Raw genomic sequence first — 25,701 nt, 5'->3', positions numbered from 1 at the left:
ATCTTCTCCTCCTCCTTGACCTTGGTCTCGATGAAGTTCTCGATGTCGGGGTGGTCGACGTCGAGGGGCTCCCGGGCCCTTCCTCGTACGCGGGTACGCCGGGGGCGCCGGTCAGGCCGGGTCCGCCGGGGCGGACTCGGAGCGGGAGGCGGAGGCGGAGCCGGTGGGGTTGTCGGTGGGCGGCGTCGTCGTCGGGTCGTCGGTCGGCGGGGTCGTCGGCGGGGTCGTGGGCGGGGTGGTCGGCGGCGTCGTCGGCGGCCTGGTGGGCGTCGGGGTCCGCGTCGGGGACAGGGTGGGCTCCGGCGGCGTCGTGGTGGCCGCCGGGTCGCTCGGGGTGGGGCTGTCCGTCGCGGACGGGGAGCCGCTCGGGGACGGGGTGCCCGAGGAGGCCGTGGCGCCCGGGGAGGCGGTGCCGGTGGGGCCGGGCTGGGACGGGTCCGAGGGCCCGCCCGTGGTGTCCTCGGTGGACTCGCCGTCGCCGGGGGTGCCGTCGTCCGTGCCGTCGCCCGGGTCGGCGCTGCTGTCGGAGGTGACCTTGTCGTTGGCGGGGTGCTCGTCCCCGCCGGAGGTGGCGCCGATCGCGACGACGGTGCCGAGGACGGCGACGAGCAGGGCGCCCGCGCCGACCGCGGCCAGATTGCGGCGGGCGCCCGCCAGGAGGCCCTTGGCGAGCCCGCGGCGGTCCCGGTCCTCGTCCCCGGCCCCGGCGACGGCCGGGGCGGCGACGACGGTCGGGGCGTCGTCGGCGAAGGCGGCGAGGGAGGCGGGCGCGGCGCCCGCCCCGGGGGCCACCGGCGGGAAGGGTGTCGGGACGGTCGGCGCGTGCCCGGCGGGGGCGGGCGGGCCGCCGAAGGCGGGGAGGCCCGTGAAGTCGCTGGGCGCGGCCAGCGCGGGGAAGGCGGACTTGACCGGCGGCGGGGCGGCCACCGGGAGGCCCCGGGGCGGCGAGTGGGGGCCCTCGTCGTGCTCGGCCGGGGCCTGCGGGTCCCCGGCGGCGGGCTCGGCCGGGAGGGCCTCGCCGGTGAGGTCGGCGACGAGCGCGAGCGCGCGGCGGCCGGCGACGGTGCCCCGCTTGTCGGCGAGGGCGCCGCGCAGACCGATGGACGCCTCCAGTTCGGCGCGGGCCCGCTGGAGGCTGCCGGCGCAGAGCGCGAGGATGCCCAACTCGTGGTGGAAGTACGCCTCTTCGGCGACGTCGCCGGAGCGGCGGGCGGCCTCCTGGCCGCCGCGCAGGGCCCGCTCCCAGGCGCCCCAGTGGAGTCCTGCGGCGAAGGCGGGCGCGGCGGCGCGGGCGAGCAGCACGCCGGTCGCGGGGTGCTCGGCGGTGCTGCCGGAAACGAGCGCGGCGAGGGCGGCGAGCAGCGCGTCGGCCTCGGCGGTGGCCCGCTCGGGGGTGACCGAGGGGTGCGCGGCCCACCAGGCGTAGTGCTGCGCCACGGTGTGGGCGCGCCCGGTGGCGTCCTCCTCGTACCCCTGGGCGAGGAGCTGGGTGAGCGCTCCGGCGGCGAGGCGGTAGCGGGAGCCGACCGGGGAGAGCAGCCCGCAGCCCATGAGTTCGCCGAGGGCGGCGTCCGCGTGGGTGTCGCCGATGAGGGCGGGCAGGTGCGCCTGGTGCGGCACCTCGCCGCCGAGGGCGACGGCGTAGCGCAGGGTGTCCTGGGCGGCGCGGCTGAGCCGGGAGGCGAGCAGGGAGGCCGGGGCGGCGCCCTCGCCGAGGCTGGGCAGCGGTATGTCGCGTACTTCGACATCGGGGTCGTCGGGGTCCGCGCCGGCGAGGTCGTCGGCGGCCGGGGGGACGGCGGGCGGGGCGCCGGCGGGCCCGAACGCCTCCTCCAGGGCGCCGAAGGCGTCGAACTCGGCGGGGCCGAGCCGGAGTCGGTCGCGCTGCCGGAGCAGGGCCGCGGCCTGGACGAAGCGCAGCGGCAGGCCCTCGGACTCGAACCAGAGGTCGCCGGCCCAGTTGGCCTCCTCCTCGGTGAGGGTGCGGCCGACGGCGCTCTCCAGGAGCTCGACGGCGGCGGGGCGGCCGAGTCCGCTGAGGACGACCTCTTCGAGGGCGGCCTCGGGCGAGGGCGCGGGGACGTCGGGGGTGGCGCCGAAGAGGAAGGCGCAGTCGGGGGTGGCGGCGAGCAGTTCGTCGAGGGCGGTGCCGCCGAACTCCAGGTCGTCGACGAGGACGATGGCGCCGATCCGCCGCACCTCGATGAGGAGTTCCTCGCGGTCGGGCCGGAAGCCGGGCGCGTACTGGACGGTGTGGAAGAGCTCGTACAGCAGCTCGGTGGGGGTGCGGTGGTGGCCGGAGAGGCGCACGACGCCGTCGGGCGCGATGTCGGCGCAGTCGGCGGCGACGGCGGCGATGAGGCTGCTGCGGCCGGAGCCCGCGGGGCCGGTGAGGCGCGCGGAGCGGCCCCGGGCGAGGTGCCGGCCCAGGAGTTCGCGCTGCTCGCGCCGTTCGAGGAGGGGCAGGGCGGGGGCGGCGGGGCCGGGCGGCACGGGGGGCGCGGCGGCGCGGGCGGCCTCGGCGCGCTCCTCGGGGGTGCGGCGGCGGGGGGCCGGGGGCTGCTCGCCGGGCGGGCAGACCTCGATCTCGCTGCCGTCGACCGGATTCACGGTGAGGAGCAGGCCGCCGGCGACGACGCGGGCCGTGCGGACCCGGGCGGGGGCGGTGGACGCGGGCACGAGCGCGGCGGAGGGGCCGGGGCGGGCCTCCTCGCCCTCGGTGTCGTGACCGTACTCCTCGGGTCCCCGGTGGGTCGGGTCCATGGTGCTAGCTCCCAAGCGACGGGCGATGTGCAGGCGAGAGCCGACCCTAGACGGTCGCCGGGGCTCCGGGAACAGGCGGGGTGCCGTGGAGACCAAGACGTCACGGTCTTGTGAGGATTGAGCGGGACGCCTGTTCTCCACAGCCGCTCCACGCGGGCTTCACAGCCGCGCGGACCGGCCCCGCCCCGACCCGCCGTCCGTGGTCAGACGCGGGGCAGCGACTCGGCGGCGAGGCCGCCCTCGATGGCGAGGATGCGGTGCAGCCGGGTGGCCACGAGGAGGCGCTGCATCTGGGGCGGCACCCCGCGCAGCACCAGGCGTCTGCCGCAGCGGCCGGCCCTCCGGTGGGCGCCCATGATGACCCCGAGCCCGGTGGCGTCCCAGGAGTCGAGGCCGGTCAGGTCGAGCACGAGGTCGCCGACTCCGTCGTCGACGGCCGAGTGCAGGACCGTACGGGCGTCCGCCGCGCTGCGGACGTCGAGGCGGCCCCCGACGACCAGCTCGACGTGGTCGCCCCTGATGTGCATATGCGCTCCCCGAGAGTGCTCCGTCGTGTGCCCGTCTTCGCAACGACTGACTGCCGGGTCGGCAGAAGCGTTGCGCCTTGTAAGCGAACCGATATCGAAATTCACCCCGAGGGGCGATGGCGCGGACGGCGGTCGGATCCCTGTGCGGACTCCGCGCCGACGCCCCCGCGGCGATCAGTACGTGTAGAAGCCCTGCCCGCTCTTGCGCCCGATGTCACCCGCGTCCACCATCCGGCGCATCAGCTCCGGCGGGGCGAACTTCTCGTCCTGGGTCTCGGTGTAGATGTTGCCCGTGGCGTTGACGAGGATGTCGACGCCGGTGAGGTCGGTGGTGGCGAGCGGGCCCATGGCGTGCCCGAAGCCCAGCTTGCAGGCGATGTCGATGTCCTCGGCGGTGGCCACGCCCGACTCGTAGAGCTTGGCCGCCTCGACGACGAGGGCCGAGATCAGCCGGGTGGTGACGAAGCCGGCGACGTCGCGGTTGACGACGATGCAGGTCTTGCCGACGGACTCGGCGTACTCCCGTGCGGTGGCGAGGGTGGCGTCGCTCGTCTTGTGGCCGCGGACCAGCTCGCACAGCCGCATCATCGGGACCGGCGAGAAGAAGTGGGTGCCGACGACGGACTCGGGGCGCTCCGTCACCGCGGCGATCTTGGTGATCGGGATGGCGGAGGTGTTGGAGGCGAGCACGGCGCCGTCCTTGGCGACCTTGTCGAGGGCGCGGAAGATCTCGTGCTTGACCTCCAGCTTCTCGAACACGGCCTCGACGACGATGTCGGCGTCGGCGACGGCGTCCAGGTCGGTGGTGGCGGTGATGCGGCCGAGGGCGGCCTCGGCGTCGGCGGCGGCCAGCGTGCCCTTGGCGACGAAGCGGTCGTACGAGGCCGCGATCGCCTCGGTGCCCCGGGTCAGCGCGGCGTCGGTGACGTCGCGCAGGACGACGTCCCAGCCTGCCTGGGCCGAGACCTGCGCGATCCCGGACCCCATGAGTCCGGCCCCGATGACGGCGAGCTTCCCTGCCACGTCTTCCACCCCTCGTTGCCCATAACGACTGTTCACTTCCGGCTCTCCGGCGGAGATTAGCGGGCCCGGGGCGCCAAGTGACCGCGAAGTAACGCGCGTCACGCCCGGTTTGACGGACGTCACACTCGCGACACCCCGACGGCGGGCCGGATCGCTTCGCCCTATACCCCTAGGGGGTATATAGTCGTCTGTCATGCGTCGCTACGACCCGAGAGCCGCCCCCGCGCCGCTCCTGCTGCTGGCCGGCATGGTCAGCCTGCAGTTCGGCTCCGCCTTCGCCAAGACGCTTTTCGAGCAGACCGGTCCGGCCGGTGCCACCCTGCTGCGGCTGCTGTTCTCCGCCGCGCTGCTCTGCCTGTTCTCCCGGCCCGCGCTGCGGCTGCTGCGCACCCACTGGCGGCTGCTGCTGCCGTACGGGGCCGTCTTCACCGTCATGCAGTTCTCCTTCTACGAGGCCACCTCCCGCCTCCCGCTGGGTGTGGTCGTCACCCTGGAGTTCAGCGGGCCGCTGCTGCTCGCCGCGCTGACCTCGCGGCGGGCGCTGGACCGCGTCTGGGTGCTGCTCGCGGCGGCCGGGCTGCTGGTCCTCGGCGGCACCCGGGGCCTGGACGACCCGGTCGGGCTCGCCGCCGCCCTGCTCACCGGCGCGGCCCTGACCGGCTACATCCTGCTCGGCGCCCGGGTCGGGCGGGCCGTCCCGGGCGGCGCCGGGCTCGCGCTCGGCCTGAGCGTGGCCGCCGTGCTCGCCCTGCCGACCGCCCCGGCGCTCGGCCTGCCGCCGCTCGGCGTGCTGCTGGAACCGGCCGTCCTGGGCGCGGCGCTCGGCGTGGCCGTGCTCACCACGGTCATCCCGTTCTCGCTGGAGTTCGCCGCGCTGCGCCGGCTGCCGCCGCGGGTCTTCGCGGTGCTCTCCACCGTCGAGCCGGTCATCGCCGCGCTGGTGGGCCTGAGCCTCCTGGGCGAGCACCTCTCGCCGCTCCAGTGGGGCGCCGTGCTGTGCGTGGTGGGCGCGGCGATCGGCACGGGCGTGGGGGCGGCGGGGGCGGCGGCGGACCCCGCACCGGCCCCCGGCCCCGTCTCCGCGACCCCCGTGGCGGACCCCAGACCCGTCCCCGGCCCCGACGGCGCCCCGCGCCCGCGGCCCTGACACCTCCGGGCCCGAGCCCCCGGTCCCGGTTCCCCGGGCCCCCGGCCGCGAGCCCCGGCCCCGTACCCCGCCCCCGGATCCGTACCCCGGGCGGGGACCCCGGCCCCGTATCCGTATCCGAGTCCCACGTCCTCAGCACCGTCCGATCGGACTTCACCCCTCACCGAAGCAGAACGGAGTGCACCAGACATGAGCCCCACCCTGAGCACCGAGCGCGCCGCACGCGTCGCTCCGCTCCTCGAGACCGTCTCCCGCACCAGCCGCACCGCCGTGCTCGTCGCGGGCGGCTACTTCGAGACCGCCGCCGGGATCGGCGCCTTCTCGCTGAACTCCTTCGCCCTGGGCCTGGAGACCGGCGCCGTGGCCCGCCGGCTGCACCGCGGCAACAAGGTGCTCTACGACGTCATCGTCAACGACCTCGGCATGTCCTGTTCCACCGACGTCTGTACGCTCCCGGCCGCCGGCGAGCCCGCCCCCGAGGCGCTCGACCTCGCCCCGCTCGACGCGGCGGCCGGCCTGGCCGGGATCACGTACTCGGTGACCCGCGAGCGGACCCTGCGCAACCGCGCCGCCCGCTCGATGAAGCACGCGGTGCGCGGCGCCGCGCTCGAACCGCCGTTCTCCCGCGAGGGCGACGAGATCCTCTTCCGCTCCCGGACCTACGCGAAGGTGCTCGCCGGTGTGGTCAAGGGCGACCACGTCGTGCCGCGCTGCCCGCTGATCGTCGCCGAGTACTTCGCGCGCTACTTCGCCCGGCTGCGGGCCTTCCCCGACTGCCCGCGCCGGCACGTCGTCGACATCAACTCGCTGGCCGACCGCGACAAGGTGACCAAGGGCGCCGAGATCTACCTGCGCACCCGGGGCACCTCCGAGGAGGAGATCACCCTGGTCTTCGCCGACGCGGAGTGCGCCGAGCCGATCGCCCTGACCTACACCGCGTACGACTTCTGAGGGGAGCGCGACATGGCGACGATCTATCTCGACCACCAGGCGACCACCCCGATGGACCCGGCGGTCGCCGACGCGATGCACCGGGCGGCCACCGAGTGCTTCGCCAACCCGTCGAGCCCGCACGCGGCCGGCATCCGCGCCTTCCGCGAGGTCGAGCGGGCGCGCGGCACGGTCGCCCGGTTCCTCGGGGCGGGGCGCAGCGAGATCTACTTCACCTCGGGCGCCACCGAGGGCAACAACCTCGCGGTCAAGGGCGTCGTGGCGGGCGCCGCCGACGGCCGGCCCCGCCATGTGGTGACGACGGCGGTGGAGCACAAGTCGGTGCTGGACACCTGCCGTTCGCTGGGCGCGGCCGGCCACGAGGTGACCGTGCTGCCGGTGGACGCCGAGGGCCGGGTGGACCCGGCCCGGGTGGCGGCGGCGCTGCGTCCGGAGACGGCGCTGGTGTCGGTGATGCTGGCCAACAACGAGGTGTCCACGATCCAGCCGGTGGCCAGGATCGCCGAGCTGACCCGGGCGGCGGGGGTGCCGCTGCACTGCGACGCCACGCAGGGCGTGGGCACCCTCCCGGTGGACGTGCGGGAGCTGGGCGTGGACCTGCTGACCTTCTCCGGGCACAAGATCTACGGCCCGAAGGGCGTCGGCGTCCTGTACGTGTCCAACGACCTGTCGGACCGGGCGCCGCTGGTGCCGCTGCTGCACGGCGGCGGGCAGGAGCGCGGGCTGCGGGCGGGCACGCTGAACACGGCCGCCGTGATCGGTCTCGGCACGGCGGTGGAGCTGCTGGCCGGGGGCCGGGAGCGGGAGGCGGCGCGGCTCGCGGGGCTGCGCGGGCGGTTCCTCGCGGAGCTGGCCGGGCTCGTGCCGTACACGCTCAACAGCGGTACGGGGCCGGGCTTCCTGCCGCAGGCGGTGAACCTGTCCTTCGACGGGGCGGACGCGCAGCAGCTGCTCCTGGAGGTGACGGCGGTCGCCGTCTCCTCGGGCTCGGCGTGCAACAGCTCGGCGCAGGAGCCGTCCCACGTGCTGACCGCGGTCGGGCTGCCGCCGGAGCGGATCCGGGGCAGCATCCGGGTGGGCTTCGGCCGCTTCACCACCGAGGAGCAGGCGGTCGCGGCCGCGCACGCCCTGGCGGCGGGGGTACGGGCCGCTCAGCCGGTCCGCACCGCGTAGTCCAGCACGCGCTCGCTGAGCAGGTCCTCGATCTCGTCGAGCAGGTCGAGGGCCTCGCGGGAGACCTCGGCCGCCTTGCGGCCGGCGGTCATCCCGGCGCTGATGAAGGTCACGACGGTGCCCTGGATCCAGGCGATCTGGCTGCCGACCAGCAGCGGGACGGGATCGTCGGCCGGGGCGCCGGTCTCCTCGCGGAGGGCGGCGACGGTGGTCTCGACGACCTCCTGCTGGAGGTAGAAGAGCCGGGCCTTGAGGGTGGGGGCCTCGTCGATGACCCGCATGAAGTCGGCGTAGCCGTCCATGAGTCCGTACGCGGGCGAGACGGCGGTGACGTGGCCGCGGATCTCGCGCAGCACAGCGCGCGCCGCCGACTCGCCCCGGTCGCGGCCGCGGATCATCCGGGCCAGCCGGTGGGTGACGCCCTCCATCCGGTCGAGGAAGAGGTCCTCCTTGGCCGGGAAGTAGTTGTAGACGGTGTTGACGGAGACGTCCGCCGCCTCCGCGATCTCCGCGACCGTGACGGCCGCGAAGCCGCGCGCCACGAAGAGCCCGGTCGCGATGTCCGAGATCCGCTGTTTCGTCTGGCGCTTCTTGCGCTCCCTGAGCCCCTCAGCCATGCCCCCATCCTAGGACTTCGCTAGGGGTCCTGAAATCTTGGAGGCATTGCAAATTTTAAGCGACTCTGTTTTTGTAGTCGCTATGCCAATCATCAGCACCTCCGGGCTGTCCCGGACCTTCCGCACGCCCGAGGGCGAGGTCCACGCCGTCCGAGGCATCGACCTGACCGTCCGGACGGGCGAGATCCTCGGCTTCCTCGGCCCCAACGGGGCGGGCAAGACCACCACCCTGCGGATGCTCACCACGCTGCTCCCGCCCACCGGCGGCGCCGCCACCGTCGCCGGCCACGACCTGGTCCGCGACCCCGTCGGCGTCCGGCGCGCGATCGGCTACGTCGCCCAGTCCGGCGGCGTCGACCCGCAGGAGACCGTGCGCTCCGAGCTGCTCCTCCAGGGACGCCTGTACGGGCTCCCCCGCGCCGCGGCCGCCGCCCGCGCCGCCGAGCTGGCCGAGGAGCTCGACCTGACCGACCTGCTGGACCGCTCCACCACCGCGCTCTCCGGCGGCCAGCGCCGCCGCCTGGACCTCGCGCTCGGCCTCGTCAACCGCCCGCGGCTGCTCTTCCTCGACGAGCCGACCACCGGCCTCGACCCGGGCAGCCGCGCCGACCTGTGGGCGCTGGTGCGGCGGCTGCGCGACGAGCACGGCACCACCGTCGTCCTCACCACCCACTACCTCGACGAGGCCGACGCCCTCGCCGACCGGCTCGTGGTCGTGGACGGCGGTCTCGTCGCCGCCGAGGGCACCCCCGCCGCCCTCAAGGCCGCGCACGGCGCCGCCACCCTCCAGGACGCCTTCCTCGCCCTCACCGGGCGCGCCCCCGCCCCCGCCGACACCACACCCGTCGCCGTCTAGCCCGTCGCCGTCCAGGAGCCTCCGATGCCCGTCGTCCACGACACCGCCGTCCTCTTCGCCCGCTACGCCCGGCAGACCCTGCGCTCGCCCTTCCAGATCTTCTTCGGCGTGCTCATGCCGCTGCTCTACCTGCTCCTCTTCGGCCCCCTGCTGACCGGGCTGCCGCTCGGCCGCACGGGCGACTCCTGGCAGGTCCTGGTCCCCGGGCTGCTGCTCCAGCTCGGCCTCTTCGGGGCCTCCTTCGCGGGCTTCGCGGTCATCATGGAGAAGAACTGGGGCGTCCTCGAACGGCTGCGCGTCACCCCCGTGAGCCGGCTCGCGCTGCTGCTCGGCCGGGTCCTGCGGGACGCCGCGCTCTTCGTCTTCCAGGCCGTGCTGCTGGTCCTCGCCGCCCTGCTCATGGGGCTGCGGGCGCCGCTCGCCGGCATCCTGATCGGCTTCGCCTTCGTGGCGCTGCTGACCTTCGCGCTGGCCTCCCTCTCGTACGCGCTGGCGCTGAAGCTGCGCAGCCCGCAGGAGTTCGGCCCCGCGATCAACACGCTCGCCGTCCCGTCGATGCTGCTGTCCGGGCTGATGCTGCCGATGACCCTCGCCCCCGGCTGGCTCGACGCGCTCTCGCACCTGATGCCGTTCCGCTACCTGGTGGACGCGGTCCGGGACGCCTACGTCGGCCGGTACGCGACCGCCACCATGCTGTACGGCGTGCTGGTCGCCGTCGGCTTCACCGTCCTGGCCGTGACGGTGGGCACACGGACCTTCCGCCGGGCCCAGGCATAACTACGCTGGCCCCATGGTCAATCTGACGCGCATCTACACCCGCACCGGCGACCAGGGCACCACCGCCCTCGGCGACATGAGCCGGACCGCCAAGACCGATCTGCGGATCTCCGCCTACGCCGACACAAACGAGGCCAACGCCGTCATCGGCACCGCCATCGCGCTCGGCCGGCTCGACGAGGAGGTCGTGAAGGTCCTGGTCCGCGTCCAGAACGACCTGTTCGACGTGGGCGCCGACCTCTCCACCCCGGTCGTCCCGGACCCGAAGTACCCCCCGCTGCGCGTCGAGCAGGCGTACGTCGACAAGCTGGAGGCGGACTGCGACCGCTTCCTGGAGCGGCTCGACAAGCTGCGCTCCTTCATCCTGCCCGGCGGCACGCCCGGCGCGGCGCTGCTGCACCAGGCGTGCACGGTGGTCCGGCGGGCCGAGCGCTCCACGTGGGCGGCGATCGAGGCGCACGGCGAGACGATGAACCCGCTGACCGCCACGTACCTCAACCGCCTCTCAGACCTGCTCTTCATCCTTGCCAGGACGGCGAACCAGGAGGTCGGGGACGTGCTCTGGGTCCCGGGCGGCGAGCGCTGACGGACCGGACCTCCCAGGCTCCGGCCGCTCCGGAGCCGGCGCCTTCTTCGGGAACACCGCGTACGACAGGGCGATCAGGCCGTGGATGCCGGCCGCCCGCCAGGCGGTCATGATCCAGCCCTGGAGCGAGGCGGTGTCGCCGGAATCGCCCACGTACCAGACGGCCAGGAGCAGCAGCCCGCTCGCGACCGCCGCGCCCGTCACGCTGCCGAGCCAGATCCGGCCCTCGTGGCGGGCCCGCGCCCTGCCGTAGCGTGGTGGCCCCACCGGCGCGGGGGCGCCGCCGAAGCGATGGGCGGCGTGCCCGTCGAGCCAGGTCACCGTGCGGTGGCCGTGACCGACGGTGTAGCCGATGTAGAGCGCGGCCAGCCCGTGCTTCCAGCTCGGGTCGGCACCGTTCTTCAGGTCGATCGCGGTGACGACGAGCAGCAGCACCTCCAGCAGCGGTTCGCACAGCAGCAGCGCCAGGCCGAGGCGCGGCATCCTCAGCGGATAGCGGGCGGCGAGTCCGGCGGCCAGCAGGACCCAGAAGCCGACCTCGCAGACGACGATCAGCGTGACGATCACGGCGCTCCCCTTTCGGTACCCCTCCAGCGTCCCGGCCGCCCCGGCCGGTTTCGTCGTCGGCGGTGAGGAACCGCGCCTACATCCTTCGACGGAGGCACGGCTCGGCCCGTACGAGGACGCGCCCGCCCGGGGCGACGTGTTGGATGGAGGGGTGCGCCTGCCCCGACCCCACCGTGACGACCTCTTCATCGCCGCCTGCGGCCTCGCCTGCGGCCTGCTGCTGTGGTCGTTCGGGCTCGCCAACAAGGTCGACAACGTCTTCCCGCAGTCCTGGGCCACGCTCGTCCCGCTCTTCGTGATGGCCGCCATGGAGGCGCTGCGGCGGACCGCGCCCCGCACGGCGCTCACCGTCGGCACCCTCGCGCTCGTCGCGGACCAGTTCACCAACGGCAGCCTCGCGACCGTCCTGATGTTCACGGACATCGTCTACGCGGCCGTCGTCTACGGCACTCCCGCCTCCGCCAAGCGCATCCCGTACAGCACCGGCCTGATCACGGTGGCCCTCACCGTCGTGCTGCTGGTGTGGTGGCAGAACGCGATCGCCCTGCTCGTCGGCGTGGTCAGCGGCATGGTCTCCTTCCTGCCGGCGGTCACCGGCGCCATCGTCCGCAACCACCGGGAGGCCGCCGAGTCGGCCCGGCTGCGCGCCGAACAGACCGCGCTGCTGGCCGAGATGGACCGCGCCCAGGCCGTCGTCGCCGAGCGCGCCCGGATGGCCAGGGAGCTGCACGACATGGTCGCCAACCACCTCTCCGCCATCGCGATCCACTCCACGGCCGCGCTCTCCCTCGACGACGAGGCCACCACCCGGCAGGCGCTCGGCGTGATCCGGGAGAACAGCGTCGCCGGGCTCGCCGAGATGCGGCGGCTGATCGGGCTGCTCCGGGACAGCTCCGACGACACGGCCCCGGCGGCCGTGCCCCGGCTCTCGGGCCTGGACGCGCTGGTGGCCCAGGCCCGGACGAACGGCGCGAGCAGCGGGCTGGAGTTCCGGCTGGAGGACACCCGCGCGGGCGCCGACGAGCAGCTCCCGGCGCCGGTCGAGCTGGCCGCGTACAGGATCGTCCAGGAGTCCCTGACCAACGCCCTCAAACACGCCGCGGCCGGTACGGTCACGGTCACCCTGGCCCGTGACCCGCGGGCCCTGACGGTGGTCGTGACCAGCCCCTTCGGCGACCGGCCGGGGCCCCGCGCGCCCGGTTCGGGGGCGGGTCTGGTCGGGATGCGGGAGCGGGTGGCGCTGCTCGGCGGCGCGTTCGAGGCAAGTCCCGTGCCGGAGGCGGACGGGACGAAGATCTGGCGGGTGCGGGCCGAGCTGCCCGCCGAGGAGAGGACACCGGAGGCATGACGATCCGGATCGTGGTCGCCGAGGACCAGAGCGCGGTGCGCGCGGGGCTCGTGCTGATCCTGGGCAGCGCCCCGGACATCGAGGTGGTCGGCGAGGCGGAGGACGGCGAGCGGGCCGTGGAGCTGGCCCGCGAGCTGCGCCCGGACCTGGTGCTGATGGACGTCCAGATGCCCCGGATGGACGGGGTGACGGCGACCCGCCTGGTGGTGGCGGAGGGGCTGGCGGACGTGCTGGTGCTGACCACCTTCGACCTGGACGAGTACGTCTTCGGCGCGCTGCGGGCGGGCGCCTCGGGCTTCCTGCTGAAGAACACGGACGCGAAGGACCTGATCGCGGCGGTACGGACGGTGGCGGGCGGCGAGGGGCTGATCGCGCCCGCGGTGACCCGGCGGCTGATCGCCGAGTTCGCGGCCCCGCGCCGCCCGGAGCCGGCGCCGGAGCCCGCGGCCGTGGCGCGGCTGACCCCACGGGAGCGGGAGGTGCTCGGGGCGCTGGGCGCGGGCCTGTCGAACGCGGAGATCGCGGTGCGCCTGGACATGGCGGAGGCCACGGTGAAGACGCACGTCAGCAAGGTGCTGGGCAAGCTCGAACTGCGCAGCCGGGTCCAAGCGGCGGTGCTGGCACAGGAGTTGGGGATCCGCTGACGGGGTGTCGGGCGCGGCCCCGGATCGGCGGCACATACCGGGGAGATGTCTGAGAGAAATATGAAAGAAGACGTTCCAACGTTGGTCTGGACCTCTTGACGGCTGGTCCAGACCTTTCTACGCTCGGCGGCGCGCGCACCTTTTCGGACCACCCCCACCCTTGACGTCCGCAACTTGAGGAGCACCGTTGAGCACTCAAGCACCGACGCGCAGAGCAGGGTTCAGACACCGGGCTGCCGCCGGTCTGACCGCCCTCGTCCTGCCACTGGCCGCCATGGTCGGCCTCGCCGCACCCGCCGAGGCCGCGTCCTCGGCCACCGCCACCTTCGCCAAAGCCTCCGACTGGGGCTCCGGCTTCGAGGGCAAGTGGACGGTGAAGAACACCGGCACCACCACGCTCTCGTCCTGGACCGTCGAGTGGGACTACCCCGCCGGCACCGCGGTCACCTCCGCCTGGGACGCCACCGTCACCGGCGCCGCGAACCACTGGACCGCCAAGAACCTCGGCTGGAACGGCACCCTCGCCCCCGGCGCCTCCGTCTCCTTCGGCTTCAACGGCACCGGTACCGGCGCGCCCAGCGGCTGTAAGATCAACGGCGCCTCCTGCGACGGCTCCACCCAGCCCGGGGACAACGCCCCCTCCGCCCCCGGAGCCCCGGCCGCCTCGGCCATCACCGACACCTCGGTGAAGCTCACCTGGACCGCGGCCACCGATGACAAGGGCGTCAAGAACTACGACGTGCTGCGCGACGGCACGAAGGTCACCACCACGACCGCCCTCACGTACACGGACACCGGTCTCACCGCCGGCACCGACTACAGCTACACGGTCGTCGCCCGCGACACCATCGACCAGACCGGCCCGGCCAGCGCCGCCACCCCGGTCCGCACCACCGGCGGCGGAGGCGGCACCCCGCCCCCGAACGTCGTGAAGATGGGCTACTTCACCAACTGGGGCGTCTACGGGCGCAACTACCACGTGAAGAACATCGTGACCTCGGGCTCCGCGTCCAAGATCACCCACATCAACTACGCCTTCGGCAACGTCACCGGCGGCAAGTGCACCATCGGCGACTCCTACGCCGACTACGACAAGGCGTACACCGCCGACCAGTCCGTCGACGGCGTCGCCGACACCTGGGACCAGCCGCTGCGCGGCAACTTCAACCAGCTGCGCAAGCTGAAGAAGGCGTACCCGAACATCAAGGTCCTCTGGTCCTTCGGCGGCTGGACCTGGTCCGGCGGCTTCGGCCAGGCCGTCCAGAACCCGACCGCCTTCGCGCAGTCCTGCTACGACCTGGTCGAGGACCCGCGCTGGGCCGACGTCTTCGACGGCATCGACCTCGACTGGGAGTACCCGAACGCCTGCGGCCTCTCCTGCGACACCAGCGGCCCGGCCGCGTTCAAGAACATGATGCAGGCCATGCGCGCCAAGTTCGGTGCCAACAACCTGGTCACCGCGGCCGTCACGGCCGACGCCTCCACCGGCGGCAAGATCGACGCCACCGACTACGCGGGCGCCGCGCAGTACATGAACTGGTTCAACGTCATGACGTACGACTTCTTCGGCGCCTGGGCGGCGAAGGGCCCGACGGCCCCGCACTCCCCGCTGACCTCGTACGCCGGCATCCCGCAGCAGGGCTTCAACTCCGCTGAGGCGATCGCCAAGTTCAAGGCCCAGGGCGTCCCCGGCAACAAGCTGCTGCTCGGCATCGGCTTCTACGGCCGAGGCTGGACCGGCGTCACCCAGGCGGCGCCCGGCGGCACCGCCACCGGCCCGGCCCAGGGCACCTACGAGCAGGGCATCGAGGACTACAAGGTCCTCAAGAACTCCTGCCCGGCCAACGGCACCGTCGCCGGCACCGCCTACGCCCACTGCGGCACCAACTGGTGGAGCTACGACACCCCCGCCACCGTCAACTCCAAGATGAGCTGGGCCAAGAACCAGGGCCTCGGCGGCGCGTTCTTCTGGGAGTTCAGCGGCGACACCGGCAACGGCGAGCTCGTCGGCGCCATCAACAGCGGGCTGAACTAGCCCCTGATCCGGCGGGGGCGGTGCAGCACGCCGCCCCCGTCGTGCCGGACGATCCGGTGCGCCCCGCCCAGCAGGGCCACGGCGCCCCGGTAACCGTCCCCGGCGTCCAGGTCGTACAGCCGCACCTCCGGGTGCGGCTGTCCGTCGTTCCGGCCCCGCCAGTCCAGCAGCTCGGCCGGCCGGTCCGGCGCGGAGACCGTCAGCCGCGCGGGATCCACCCGCAGCCCCTCCCCCGTCGCCTTCAGCACCGCCTCCTTGCGCACCCAGTACGCGGTGAAGGCGACCGCCCGCTCCGGGCCCGGGACCAGGTCGAAGACGGCCCGCTCCCGCGCCGACAGCACCGGCAGCGGCAGCTCGGCCAGCTCGGTGACCCGCTCGACGTCCACCCCGACGGGGGCGTCCGCGGAGAGCGCGACCGCCACCAGCTCGCCGGAGTGCGAGATCGAGAACTCGACCGGCGCGTCCGTGAGGAACGGCTTGCCGTGCGGCCCCTTCCCGAAGGCCAGCCCCGCCGGATCCCGGTCCAGGAGATCCCCGAGCACCGAGCGCAGCAGCGCGTGCGCGGTCAGGTACTGGGCCCGCACCGGCTCCCCGGTCAGCGCCTCGTACACCCGCCGCTCCCGGGCATCCAGCAGCGCGCACAGCTCATCGGACGCGGACACGGAAACGGCCCGGGCGGTCCACACATGGCACTCGCCGGGCCGAACGGTACAAAGAGCTTCAGGCGACATTGACCCTCTGGCCCGGAGGCGCCGCCTCCAGCCAGGCCAGGAAACCGGTGAGCGCGTCCTCGCTCATCGCCAGCTCCAGGCGGGTGCCGCGGTGCAGACAGCCCTGGATCACCGAGTCGGAGAGCAGCGCCAGCTCCTCCTCGCCCTCGGGCATCCGGCGCTCCACGACCTCGATGGCCGAGCGCTCCAGGACCCTGCGCGGGCGCGGGGAGTACGAGAAGACGCGGAACCAGGCGATCTCGTCGCCGCTGTAGCGGGCGACCCCGTACACCCAGCCCTTGCCGGACGGGTCGGGCTCCTCGGCCACGCCCCAGCGCAGCGAACAGTCGAAGGTGCCGCCGGCCCGCTGGATCAGTCTGCGGCGCAAGCCGAAGACGAAGAGTCCGATCACCACCAGTGCGACGACCAGGCCGCACACGAGCAGAGCGAGGAACATCTTCACCGACCTCCTCGCTGCGTCCCGTAACCGGTGGACCCGGCCGTACCGAATACAACCTGCATCTGCATCGCCTCAGCCGCGGCACGGTCCGGAAAATTCCGGACCGTGCCGCGGCTGAGGTATTGGGCTCTCGCCCGGTCCGCTAGCGGACCGATACCGCGCGCAGCCGGACCTCGGCGCGCCGCTCGGCGGCGGCGTCCGAATCCGTCTTCGCGCGCTCCAGCGCGCGCTCGGCGCGCTGGGCGTCGATCTCGTCGGCGAGTTCGGCGATCTCCGCGAGCAGAGACAGCTTGTCATCGGCGAACGACAGGAAACCGCCGTGGACGGCGGCGACGACGGTGCCGCCCTCGCTCGTCCGGATGGTCACGGGGCCCGACTCCAGCACACCGAGCAGCGGCTGGTGACCGGGCATGACGCCGATGTCGCCGGAGGTCGTACGCGCGATGACCAGGGTGGCCTCGCCGGACCAGACACTCCGGTCCGCGGCGACCAGCTCGACGTGCAGCTCAGCAGCCAAGGGTGGCTCCTCGGGTCACCACCCGGCGGTGCTGCCGGGTGTTGGGATCAATTCTAAAGGGCGTGAAGAGGGGGGCGGGAACGTCTCCCGCCCCCCTCAGGCGAGCACGGGGCTCAGGAGACGCCGAGCTCCTTGGCGTTCTTCTTGAGGTCCTCAAGACCACCACACATGAAGAACGCCTGCTCCGGGAAGTGGTCGAACTCTCCGTCGCAGATCGCGTTGAACGCGGCGATCGACTCGTCGAGCGGGACGTCCGAACCGTCCACGCCGGTGAACTGCTTCGCCGCGTGGGTGTTCTGGGACAGGAAGCGCTCGACACGACGCGCGCGGTGCACGACGAGCTTGTCTTCCTCGCTCAGCTCGTCGATACCGAGGATCGCGATGATGTCCTGGAGGTCCTTGTACTTCTGCAGGATTCCCTTGACGCGCGTGGCGGCGTCGTAGTGGTCCTGCGCGATGTAGCGCGGGTCCAGGATCCGGGACGTGGAGTCCAGCGGGTCCACGGCCGGGTAGATGCCCTTCTCGGAGATCGGACGGGAGAGAACCGTCGTCGCGTCGAGGTGGGCGAAGGTGGTCGCCGGCGCCGGGTCGGTGAGGTCGTCGGCGGGGACGTAGATCGCCTGCATCGAGGTGATCGAGTGACCACGGGTCGAGGTGATGCGCTCCTGGAGGAGACCCATCTCGTCGGCCAGGTTCGGCTGGTAACCCACCGCGGAGGGCATGCGGCCGAGCAGGGTCGAGACCTCGGAACCGGCCTGCGTGAAGCGGAAGATGTTGTCGATGAAGAACAGCACGTCCTGCTTCTGCACATCGCGGAAGTACTCCGCCATGGTCAGACCGGCGAGGGCGACGCGGAGACGGGTGCCCGGGGGCTCGTCCATCTGGCCGAAGACCAGCGCGGTCTTGTCCAGAACGCCGGACTCTTCCATTTCCGCGATGAGGTCGTTGCCCTCACGGGTGCGCTCGCCGACGCCGGCGAAGACGGAAACGCCCTCGTGCAGCTTGGCCACACGCATGATCATTTCCTGGATCAGAACGGTCTTGCCGACACCGGCGCCACCGAACAGACCGATCTTTCCACCCTTGACGTACGGGGTGAGAAGGTCGACGACCTTGAGGCCGGTCTCGAACATCTCGGTCTTCGACTCGAGGTCCGCGAACGCCGGGGCCTTGCGGTGGATGGACCAGCGGTCCGTCACCTCGGACTCCGCCTCGGGCTCGTTCAGGATCTGGCCCAGCGTGTTGAACACGCGGCCCTTGGTGACGTCACCGACGGGCACCGTGATGCCGTTGCCGGTGTCGACCACCGGGGCCTGGCGGACCAGGCCGTCGGTGGGCTGCATCGAGATGGTGCGGACGATGCCGTCACCGAGGTGCTGCGCGACCTCGAGGGTCAGCGTCTTCAGCGCGCCGTCCTCGGCCGGGTCGGCGACCTGGACGTGGAGGGCGTTGTAGATCTCCGGCATCGCGTCGACGGGGAACTCCACGTCGACGACCGGGCCGATGACCCGGGCGACGCGGCCCGTGGCGGCGGCCGTCTCAACAGTGGTCGTCATTACTTGTCACTCCCCGCGGTCGCGTCGGCCAGGGCTGCGGTGCCACCGACGATCTCGCTGATTTCCTGGGTGATTTCGGCCTGTCGGGCCGCGTTGGCAAGTCGGGAGAGGTTGTTGATCAAGTCTCCCGCGTTGTCGGTCGCCGACTTCATCGCACGACGCGTGGCGGCGTGCTTGGAAGCGGCCGACTGCAGCAGCGCGTTGTAGATCCGGCTTTCGACGTAGCGCGGCAGAAGGGCGTCCAGGACGTCCTCCGCCGACGGCTCGAAGTCGTACAGCGGGCGGAGCGTGTCCGACTCGCCGGAGTCCTTCGCCACCTCGTCGAGGCTCAGGGGCAGCAGCCGGGCCTCGACCGCCGTCTGCGTCATCATCGAGACGAACTCGGTGTAGACGATGTGGAGCTCGTCCACACCACCCTCGGCCGTGTCCTTCTCGATCGCCTCGATCAGCGGAGCCGCGATGTTCTTGGCATCCGCGTACGAGGGCTCGTCCGTGAAGCCGGTCCACGTGTCGGACAGCTTGCGCTCACGGAAGTTGAAGTGCGCGACACCACGGCGACCGACGACATAGATGTCGACCTCGCGGCCCTCGCTCTCCAGCCTCTTGATCAGCAGTTCCGCCGCCTTGATGGCGTTGGAGTTGAACGCGCCGGCCAGTCCGCGGTCGCTCGACAGGAGCAGGACCGCGGCACGGCTGGGGTTCTCCGCCTCGGTGGTCAGCGCGTGCTTGTCGTTGGCCCCGGTGGCCACCGCGGTGACCGCGCGGGTCAGCTCGGTGGCGTACGGGGTCGACGCCTGCACCTTGCGCTGCGCCTTGACGACGCGCGAGGCGGCGATCATCTCCATCGCCTTGGTGATCTTCTTCGTCGCGGTGACGGATTTGATGCGACGCTTGTAGACCCGGAGCTGCGCTCCCATGAGTCAGGTCCCTTCCGTCGTCACTTCGAGACGTTGACGGCGGCAGCGTCCTCGCCGAGCAGCTTGCCGTCAGAGGTCTCGAACTGCTGCTTGAACTCCGCGATGGCGTCGGCGACGGCCGTCAGGGTGTCGTTCGACATCTTCTTGCCCTCACGGATGGAGGTCATGAGGTTCGAGTGCTTCTGTCGCAGGTACGACAGGAGCTCGGCCTCGAAGCGACGGATGTCGGCGACCGGGACGTCGTCCATCTTGCCGGTGGTGCCGGCCCACACCGAGACGACCTGGTTCTCGGTCGGCATCGGCTGGTACTGGGCCTGCTTCAGCAGCTCGACCATGCGCTGACCGCGCTCCAGCTGCGCCTTCGACGCGGCGTCCAGGTCCGAACCGAAGGCCGCGAACGCCTCCAGCTCACGGAACTGGGCCAGGTCCACGCGGAGGCGGCCGGCGATCTGCTTCATGGCCGGGTGCTGGGCGGAGCCACCGACTCGGGAGACCGAGATACCGACGTTCAGGGCCGGACGCTGGCCGGCGTTGAACAGGTCGGACTCCAGGAAGCACTGGCCGTCGGTGATCGAGATGACGTTGGTCGGGATGAACGCCGACACGTCGTTGGCCTTGGTCTCGACGATCGGCAGACCGGTCATCGAGCCCGCGCCGAGCTCGTCCGACAGCTTCGCGCAGCGCTCCAGCAGACGCGAGTGCAGGTAGAAGACGTCACCCGGGTACGCCTCACGGCCCGGCGGGCGGCGCAGCAGCAGCGACACGGCGCGGTAGGCGTCGGCCTGCTTCGACAGGTCGTCGAAGACGATCAGGACGTGCTTGCCCTGGTACATCCAGTGCTGACCGATGGCGGAACCGGTGTACGGCGCCAGGTACTTGAAGCCGGCCGGGTCGGACGCCGGGGCGGCGACGATGGTCGTGTACTCCAGGGCACCGGCCTCCTCCAGCGCGCCGCGGACGGACGCGATGGTGGAGCCCTTCTGGCCGACGGCGACGTAGATGCAGCGGACCTGCTTGTTCACGTCGCCGGAGCGCCAGTTGTCACGCTGGTTGATGATCGTGTCGATGCACAGCGCGGTCTTGCCGGTCTGACGGTCACCGATGATCAGCTGACGCTGACCGCGGCCGACCGGCGTCATGGCGTCGACGGCCTTGTAGCCGGTCTCCATGGGCTCGTGGACCGACTTACGGGCCATGACGCCCGGGGCCTGCAGCTCGAGGGCGCGGCGGCCCTCGGTCGCGATCTCGCCGAGACCGTCGATCGGGTTGCCGAGCGGGTCGACGACGCGACCCAGGTATCCCTCACCGACACCGACGGAGAGGACCTCGCCGGTGCGCTGCACCGGCTGTCCCTCCTCGATGCCGCTGAACTCGCCGAGGACGATCGCGCCGATCTCGCGCTCTTCGAGGTTCAGCGCGAGACCGAGGGTCCCGTCCTCGAACTTCAGCAGCTCGTTCGCCATGGCCGAGGGAAGACCCTCGACCTTCGCGATGCCGTCGCCGGCCAGGCTGACCGTGCCGACCTCCTCGCGCGAGGCCGCGTCCGGCTGGTACGACTGGACGAAGGTCTCCAGCGCGTCCCGGATCTCCTCCGGCCGGATCGTGAGCTCCGCCATCTGGGTTCCCTGCTCTCCTTGTTGGGCCCGAAGTTTCTTAGGGGTCTGGGGGCCGACCCCCAGGAACTTCTGCAATCTCTGCACGGCCCAACCGGGCCGCATGTGTTGCTGTCTTGCTTGGTGTGGCGGCTGGTGTCAGCCGGCCAGTCGCCGGGTCGCCTCGCCGAGGCGCTCCGAGATGCTGCCGTCGATGACCTCGTCGCCGACCCGCACGGTGATCCCGCCGAGGACCGCCGGGTCCACGTCCAGGTTCAGGTGCATCTGGCGGCCGTACAGCTTGGCCAGTGCGGCACCGAGGCGCTGCTTCTGCCCGTCGCTGAGCGGCACCGCCGAGGTGACGACCGCCACCATCCGGTCCCGGCGCGCCGCGGCGAGCTTGGAGAGGGAATCGATTCCCGCTTCCAGGCTACGTCCCCGGGGCTGGGTCACCAGACGGATGACGAGTCGCTCGGTGACGGCGTCGGCCTTGCCGTCGAGCAGGCTGCGCAGCAGCTCGCCCTTGGCGGTGGCCGTGGCGGCCTTGTCCGTCAGCGCCGAGCGGAGCTCGGGGCTGGACGAGACGATCCGGCCGAACCGGAACAGCTCGTCCTCGACGCCGTCGAGGGCGCCCGAACGCTGGGCGGCGGTGAGGTCGGCGATGTTCGCCAGCTCCTCGGCCGCGTCGACCAGGTCGCGGGAGCTCGACCAGCGCGAGCGGACCATGCCGGAGACCAGGTCGACGGCCTCGCCGCCCACCTGACCGGCCAGGAGTCGCTGCGCGAGCTCGGCCTTGGCCTCGCCCGCCTGGGCCGGGTCGGTCAGGACCCGACGCAGCGACACCTCGCGGTCGAGCAGCCCGGTGACCGCGGCCAGCTCGCCGGCGAGCTTCGCCGCGTCGACCGAGGTGTTGTCGGTCAGCGCGTCGAGGGCCTCGCGTGCGGCGCCCAGTGCCTCGCGGCTCGCTCCGTTCATCGGACGGCCTCGGCCTTCTCCTCGAGCTCGTCGAGGAAGCGGTCGATGGTGCGGCTCTGGCGGGCGACGTCCTCAAGGGACTCGCCGACCAGCTTCGCGGCCAGATCGGTGGCCAGCTTGCCGACGTCCTGACGCAGCGCGGCGGACGCGGTCTTGCGGTCGGCCTCGATCTGGGCGTGACCGGCCGCGACGATCTCCTCGCGCTGGCGCTGGCCTTCCGCCTTCATCTCCTGGATGATCGCGGTGCCCTGCTCCGTCGCCTCCTGGCGGAGACGCGCGGCTTCGTGGCGGGCCTCGGCGAGCTGGGCCTTGTACTGCTCCAGCACACTCTGAGCCTCGATCTGGGCCGATTCGGCCTTGTCGATGCCACCCTCGATGGCCTCGCGGCGCTCTTCCAGAACCTTGTTGATGTTCGGGAGGAGCTTCTTGGCGAGGAAGCCGAAGACGATGACGAAGGCGATCAGGCCGATGACGAGCTCATCGAGATGCGGGATGAGCGGAGGCTGGGGCTCCGCCGCTTCCGCAAGAAGCAGAGCGTTCACATCTGTGCCTTCCGTAAAAAGGGTCGGGCTGTCGGTCCGGCTTACTTGTAGACGAAGCCCATGACGATGCCGATGAGGGCGAGCGCCTCACAGAACGCGAAACCCATGATCTGGTTGGTACGGATCAGGCCGGCGGCCTCGGGCTGACGGGCGAGGGCCTGGGTGCCGTTACCGAAGATGATGCCGACGCCGACGCCGGGGCCGATGGCCGCGAGGCCGTAGCCGATGGAGGCGACGTTTCCGTTGACGGCGGCGAGAGTCTCGAGAGCGGACATGCCGGTTCTTCCTTCTCTTTCAAGGACCCGGTGGGGGTTGGCCACCGGACGACTGTTGGTTTGGGGGGGGAGTGCTGCTGGCCGGGCCGGCTCAGTGGTGCTCGGAGAGCGCGCCCTGGACGTAGCTGCAGGCCAGGAGGACGAAGACGTACGCCTGGACGGCCTGGATGAAGAGCTCGAAGGCGGTCATCACCAGGACCATCACGAACGAGGCGCCGGCGTAGACGAAGCCGAGCCCGTTCAGGAGGTAGTAGGTCGCCAGCGAGAACATCACGATGAGCAGGTGACCGGCGAACATGTTCGCGAACAGTCGGACCGCGTGCGTGAAGGGCCGGATGAGCAGGTTCGAGAAGAACTCGAGGACGACGACCAGGGGAAGGATCGGGCCGAGCGACTTGTCGTAGCCGACGATGTTCTTCCAGCCGCCGACGAAGCCGTGCTTCTTGAAGGTCAGCGAGACCCAGAGGACGTACACGATCAGCGCGAGGGCCGCCGGGAAGGCGATCAGCGACGTGACCGGGAACTGGGCGAGCGGGATGATCGACCAGAGGTTGAGCATCCACACGAAGAAGAACAAAGACACCATCAGCGGGACGTACTTCTCGCCGTCCTTCTTGCCGATGATCTCGTAGACGATGCCGCGGCGCACGAAGTCGTAACCGGCCTCGCCGACCATCTGCATCTTGCCGGGGATCAGCTTCGGCTTGTTGAAGGCGGCCCAGAAGAAGCCGACGACCACGATCGAGCCCAGGATCGCGAGGAGCATCGGCTTCGTGAACTCGAAGCTCCCCCACGTCGCGATCGGCTCGTACATGAACGTGTGCAGGCCCGGCGCCGGGAAGCCGCATCCGGTGAAGATGTGGCAATCCGGGTCGAAGGCAAGCGTCTGGTCAGCACTCACCGCGGGCTCCTTCAGCGTGGCGCATAGGTACGGCAACCTCGTTGTGTCGGCGCGGCACGCAGCCGCGGGTCGGCACTGGACTGGTCTTACGGATAAGGGGGCGGCGGTTCGGCATCGAGCCTCGCGCTGGGACAGGCGCCGTTTCGGATGCCCGCGCCCGCAGTGCCGCAGTTGGCACCGGACGATAGCAGGAAGCCGAACTCGTCTTTATCCCGGCCCTACCCTTCACGACTTCGGACCCGACTTCTCGGGCTCGACGTACATGATCTTGGCCTTCATGTAGGCCCGGGCCTGGGCGGCGACCCACACCACGGTCGTGGCGAGAAGCGTGAATGCGAAAGCCTTGAAGTCGAACGCCGAAGTGTCCTTCAGCAAGGCCAGGAAGATGAAGAGCACCAGCAGTTGGGCCGTGTAGAGCATGAGTCCCATGGCCTGGAACAGCTGCGGGAGTTTCTTCGCCGTCCGCTGGAGCACCAGCAGCCCGAGACCCATGAAGAGGATGACCACCAGGGTGCCGACGACGGCGCCGAGTGCGCCCTTGCCGCCCGCCACGACACCACTGACGACGGTCGCGATGGCGCCGGCGGCAGCGGTGGGTACGGCGGTGTGCAGCAGTAGGCGTGCGTCGTTGGACGGCATGGCGGTGTCTCCGCTTGCTGGAGGGGGCGATGGTGTCGTCAAGGACGAGCGTAAGCCCGGTCCGAGGTAGGTCTCGGGGCCAAGAGACCGTCGCACTACGGTCTTTCGGCACTGTCGCCGGGTCTCGTGAACCGTATCACAAACTATTTGAATAGGTCTTTACTCGAAGAGTGTGCCTACCGTCACACCTGAGAGTGACTCTGCGCGTGTGTGCAGGACCGCAGGGTGAGTTGTCTGGTATTGGGGTCGGATGCGGCATTCGCAAACGAGTGCGTCAACCCCGCGCCCCGGCCTTACTTCTGTCGGAGAAGCGCGCGCGGTTGCCGATCGCGGTCGATCCGTTGACCCCCGCGGGCACCGGAACCCGCTCCTCCGCGGGCTCGTCGAGCCCCTCTGGAGTCTCGGGCACCAAGGCGGTCCTACGGCGCCGGTAGCGCGGCGGCACGACCGCCTCCGCCCAGCGCGGGGCCCGCGGCGTGAAGCGCGGCAGCAGGAGCAGCACGAGGCCGACGGCGCTCAGGAACACCACGGCGAGGACGATCCACATCGACGTCGAGTGCACGGAGTAGGCGAGCGTCCCGAAGGCGATCAGCGCCGACCAGAAGTACATGATCAGGACCGCCCGGCTGTGCGAGTGCCCGATCTCCAGGAGCCGGTGGTGCAGGTGCCCGCGGTCCGCCGCGAACGGCGACTGGCCCTTCCAGGTGCGGCGCACGATCGCCAGCACCAGGTCGGCCATCGGGATCGCGATGATGGTCAGCGGCAGCACCAGCGGGATGAAGACCGGCAGCGCCGCGTGCGTGGCCGCCTTGGTCGAACCCTCGAAGATCTTCAGCGCGTCCGGGTCGACCTGGCCGGTGATGGAGATGGCCGAGGCGGCCAGGATCAGGCCGATCAGCATCGAGCCCGAGTCGCCCATGAAGATCCGCGCGGGATGCATGTTGTGCGGCAGGAAGCCCAGGCACATGCCCATCAGGATCGCGGCGAACAGAGTCGCGGGCGCGGCGGCCTCGATCGTGTAGCCGAACCAGATCCGGTACGCGTAGAGGAAGAAGGCCGCGGCGGCGATGCACACCATGCCGGCGGCGAGCCCGTCGAGACCGTCGACGAAGTTGACCGCGTTGATGGTCAGCACCACCAGGGCGACGGTCAGCAGGGTGCCCTGCCACTGGGTGAGCGCGACCGTGCCGACACCCGGGATGGGCAGCCACAGGATCGTCAGACCCTGCATGACCATGACGCCCGCCGAGATCATCTGGGCGCCCAGCTTGATCAGCGCGTCCAGCTCGAACTTGTCGTCCAGCACGCCGATCAGCCAGATCAGGGCGGCGCCGGAGAGCAGCGCGCGTGGCTCGTTGGAGAGCTCGAAGACGCTGTTCAGGTTCTGCAGGTGGTCCGCGACCAGCAGGCCAGCGCACAGCCCGAAGAACATGGCGATGCCACCGAGCCGCGGTGTCGGTTCTCGGTGTACGTCGCGGGCGCGGATCTCCGGCATCGCCCCGGTCGCGATGGCGAACTTCCGCACCGGACCGGTCAGCAGATAGGTCACCGCGGCCGTGACACAGAGCGTCAGCAGGTAATCACGCACGGGCTGCCCCACAGG

Annotated in this window: 26 protein-coding genes; 9 read left to right on the top strand and 17 right to left on the bottom strand. The window is 71.5% G+C overall.

Annotation, left to right across the window (positions count from 1 at the left end; all coding sequences use genetic code 11):
- Positions 1-111 precede the first annotated feature (111 nt).
- From AB0C99_RS28055 to AB0C99_RS28045, 3 genes are all read right to left on the bottom strand, one after another.
- Entirely contained in the window at positions 112-2,763 is a 2,652-nt protein-coding gene (locus AB0C99_RS28055) for an ATP-binding protein (protein WP_362480609.1), read from the bottom strand.
- A gap of 203 nt (positions 2,764-2,966) precedes the next feature.
- Positions 2,967-3,290, bottom strand: coding sequence for an STAS domain-containing protein (locus AB0C99_RS28050; protein ID WP_024761898.1), 324 nt, complete (start codon positions 3,288-3,290; stop codon positions 2,967-2,969).
- A gap of 174 nt (positions 3,291-3,464) precedes the next feature.
- Entirely contained in the window at positions 3,465-4,313 is an 849-nt protein-coding gene (locus AB0C99_RS28045) for a 3-hydroxyacyl-CoA dehydrogenase family protein (RefSeq protein WP_362480606.1), read from the bottom strand.
- Between the two features lie 193 nt (positions 4,314-4,506).
- Here AB0C99_RS28045 and AB0C99_RS28040 point away from each other — a divergent pair, with 193 nt between their 5' ends.
- From AB0C99_RS28040 to AB0C99_RS28030, 3 genes are all read left to right on the top strand, one after another.
- Entirely contained in the window at positions 4,507-5,460 is a 954-nt protein-coding gene (locus tag AB0C99_RS28040; protein WP_362480604.1) for an EamA family transporter, read from the top strand.
- A 189-nt stretch (positions 5,461-5,649) separates the two neighbouring features.
- The gene (locus AB0C99_RS28035; RefSeq protein WP_362480601.1) at positions 5,650-6,411 is read left to right on the top strand and encodes a hypothetical protein; all 762 of its coding nucleotides are present in this window, start codon (positions 5,650-5,652) and stop codon (positions 6,409-6,411) included.
- A 12-nt stretch (positions 6,412-6,423) separates the two neighbouring features.
- Positions 6,424-7,584: a cysteine desulfurase family protein gene (locus AB0C99_RS28030; protein WP_362480598.1), complete on the top strand. Its 1,161-nt coding sequence runs from the start codon at positions 6,424-6,426 to the stop codon at positions 7,582-7,584.
- Here the strand turns inward: AB0C99_RS28030 and AB0C99_RS28025 are convergent.
- Entirely contained in the window at positions 7,563-8,201 is a 639-nt protein-coding gene (locus tag AB0C99_RS28025) for a TetR/AcrR family transcriptional regulator (RefSeq protein ID WP_362480595.1), read from the bottom strand. The two genes, AB0C99_RS28030 and AB0C99_RS28025, sit on opposite strands and share 22 nt — an antisense overlap.
- 82 nt (positions 8,202-8,283) lie before the next feature.
- Here AB0C99_RS28025 and AB0C99_RS28020 point away from each other — a divergent pair, with 82 nt between their 5' ends.
- From AB0C99_RS28020 to AB0C99_RS28010, 3 genes are read left to right on the top strand one after another with little or no spacing between them, the layout of a single operon-like run.
- Positions 8,284-9,057, top strand: coding sequence for an ATP-binding cassette domain-containing protein (locus tag AB0C99_RS28020; protein WP_362480592.1), 774 nt, complete (start codon positions 8,284-8,286; stop codon positions 9,055-9,057).
- A 24-nt stretch (positions 9,058-9,081) separates the two neighbouring features.
- Positions 9,082-9,834, top strand: coding sequence for an ABC transporter permease (locus AB0C99_RS28015; protein WP_362480589.1), 753 nt, complete (start codon positions 9,082-9,084; stop codon positions 9,832-9,834).
- A 13-nt stretch (positions 9,835-9,847) separates the two neighbouring features.
- Positions 9,848-10,420, top strand: coding sequence for a cob(I)yrinic acid a,c-diamide adenosyltransferase (locus tag AB0C99_RS28010; protein ID WP_362480586.1), 573 nt, complete (start codon positions 9,848-9,850; stop codon positions 10,418-10,420).
- On the opposite strand, the gene AB0C99_RS28005 is transcribed toward AB0C99_RS28010, so the two are convergent.
- Positions 10,340-10,987, bottom strand: a complete 648-nt coding sequence (locus tag AB0C99_RS28005; protein WP_362480583.1) for a hypothetical protein — start codon at positions 10,985-10,987, stop codon at positions 10,340-10,342. The genes AB0C99_RS28010 and AB0C99_RS28005 overlap by 81 nt on opposite strands.
- A 151-nt stretch (positions 10,988-11,138) precedes the next feature.
- Here AB0C99_RS28005 and AB0C99_RS28000 point away from each other — a divergent pair, with 151 nt between their 5' ends.
- The 3 genes from AB0C99_RS28000 to AB0C99_RS27990 all read left to right on the top strand — a co-directional run bounded on the left by AB0C99_RS28000 (position 11,139) and on the right by AB0C99_RS27990 (position 15,014).
- Positions 11,139-12,335, top strand: a complete 1,197-nt coding sequence (locus AB0C99_RS28000; protein ID WP_362480581.1) for a histidine kinase — start codon at positions 11,139-11,141, stop codon at positions 12,333-12,335.
- Positions 12,332-12,979: a response regulator transcription factor gene (locus tag AB0C99_RS27995; protein WP_362480579.1), complete on the top strand. Its 648-nt coding sequence runs from the start codon at positions 12,332-12,334 to the stop codon at positions 12,977-12,979. The genes AB0C99_RS28000 and AB0C99_RS27995 overlap by 4 nt, the downstream gene beginning before the upstream one ends.
- Before the next feature lie 274 nt (positions 12,980-13,253).
- Positions 13,254-15,014 carry a glycoside hydrolase family 18 chitinase gene (locus AB0C99_RS27990; protein ID WP_362480612.1) on the top strand — a complete coding sequence of 587 codons (1,761 nt, stop codon included), beginning with the start codon at positions 13,254-13,256 and terminating at the stop codon, positions 15,012-15,014.
- Here AB0C99_RS27990 and AB0C99_RS27985 read toward each other — a convergent pair.
- The 12 genes from AB0C99_RS27985 to AB0C99_RS27930 all read right to left on the bottom strand — a co-directional run bounded on the left by AB0C99_RS27985 (position 15,011) and on the right by AB0C99_RS27930 (position 25,686).
- Positions 15,011-15,676: a 4'-phosphopantetheinyl transferase superfamily protein gene (locus AB0C99_RS27985; protein WP_362480576.1), complete on the bottom strand. Its 666-nt coding sequence runs from the start codon at positions 15,674-15,676 to the stop codon at positions 15,011-15,013. The two genes, AB0C99_RS27990 and AB0C99_RS27985, sit on opposite strands and share 4 nt — an antisense overlap.
- Positions 15,677-15,734: 58 nt before the next feature.
- Positions 15,735-16,181 (bottom strand): DUF2550 domain-containing protein, encoded by a 447-nt coding sequence (locus AB0C99_RS27980; protein ID WP_362480573.1) that lies wholly within the window; start codon positions 16,179-16,181, stop codon positions 15,735-15,737.
- A gap of 145 nt (positions 16,182-16,326) precedes the next feature.
- Entirely contained in the window at positions 16,327-16,701 is a 375-nt protein-coding gene (locus AB0C99_RS27975) for a F0F1 ATP synthase subunit epsilon (protein WP_329424228.1), read from the bottom strand.
- 113 nt (positions 16,702-16,814) lie between these two features.
- Positions 16,815-18,257, bottom strand: a complete 1,443-nt coding sequence (gene atpD, locus AB0C99_RS27970; protein WP_362480570.1) for a F0F1 ATP synthase subunit beta — start codon at positions 18,255-18,257, stop codon at positions 16,815-16,817.
- Entirely contained in the window at positions 18,257-19,174 is a 918-nt protein-coding gene (locus tag AB0C99_RS27965; RefSeq protein ID WP_362480568.1) for a F0F1 ATP synthase subunit gamma, read from the bottom strand. Before AB0C99_RS27965 ends, atpD begins: the two co-directional genes overlap by 1 nt.
- Positions 19,175-19,194: 20 nt before the next feature.
- Positions 19,195-20,790 carry a F0F1 ATP synthase subunit alpha gene (atpA, locus tag AB0C99_RS27960; RefSeq protein ID WP_362480566.1) on the bottom strand — a complete coding sequence of 532 codons (1,596 nt, stop codon included), beginning with the start codon at positions 20,788-20,790 and terminating at the stop codon, positions 19,195-19,197.
- A 135-nt stretch (positions 20,791-20,925) separates the two neighbouring features.
- Entirely contained in the window at positions 20,926-21,741 is an 816-nt protein-coding gene (locus tag AB0C99_RS27955) for a F0F1 ATP synthase subunit delta (protein ID WP_362480563.1), read from the bottom strand.
- Positions 21,738-22,283, bottom strand: coding sequence for a F0F1 ATP synthase subunit B (locus tag AB0C99_RS27950; protein WP_362480561.1), 546 nt, complete (start codon positions 22,281-22,283; stop codon positions 21,738-21,740). Before AB0C99_RS27950 ends, AB0C99_RS27955 begins: the two co-directional genes overlap by 4 nt.
- A 41-nt stretch (positions 22,284-22,324) precedes the next feature.
- Complete coding sequence (gene atpE / locus AB0C99_RS27945; protein ID WP_010474382.1) at positions 22,325-22,558, bottom strand: ATP synthase F0 subunit C; 234 nt, start codon at positions 22,556-22,558, stop codon at positions 22,325-22,327.
- A 91-nt stretch (positions 22,559-22,649) separates the two neighbouring features.
- Positions 22,650-23,459 carry a F0F1 ATP synthase subunit A gene (atpB, locus tag AB0C99_RS27940; protein ID WP_362480559.1) on the bottom strand — a complete coding sequence of 270 codons (810 nt, stop codon included), beginning with the start codon at positions 23,457-23,459 and terminating at the stop codon, positions 22,650-22,652.
- Between the two features lie 225 nt (positions 23,460-23,684).
- Positions 23,685-24,098: a hypothetical protein gene (locus AB0C99_RS27935; RefSeq protein WP_362480556.1), complete on the bottom strand. Its 414-nt coding sequence runs from the start codon at positions 24,096-24,098 to the stop codon at positions 23,685-23,687.
- 274 nt (positions 24,099-24,372) lie between these two features.
- Positions 24,373-25,686, bottom strand: a complete 1,314-nt coding sequence (locus tag AB0C99_RS27930; RefSeq protein ID WP_362480553.1) for an MraY family glycosyltransferase — start codon at positions 25,684-25,686, stop codon at positions 24,373-24,375.
- Between the last annotated feature and the right edge of the window lie 15 nt (positions 25,687-25,701).

The sequence above is a fragment of the Streptomyces sp. NPDC048659 genome (assembly GCF_040650575.1).
Classification (GTDB): domain Bacteria; phylum Actinomycetota; class Actinomycetes; order Streptomycetales; family Streptomycetaceae; genus Streptomyces.
Note: the sequence above shows the minus strand (reverse complement) of the source record. Positions and strands in the feature narration are given on the sequence as shown.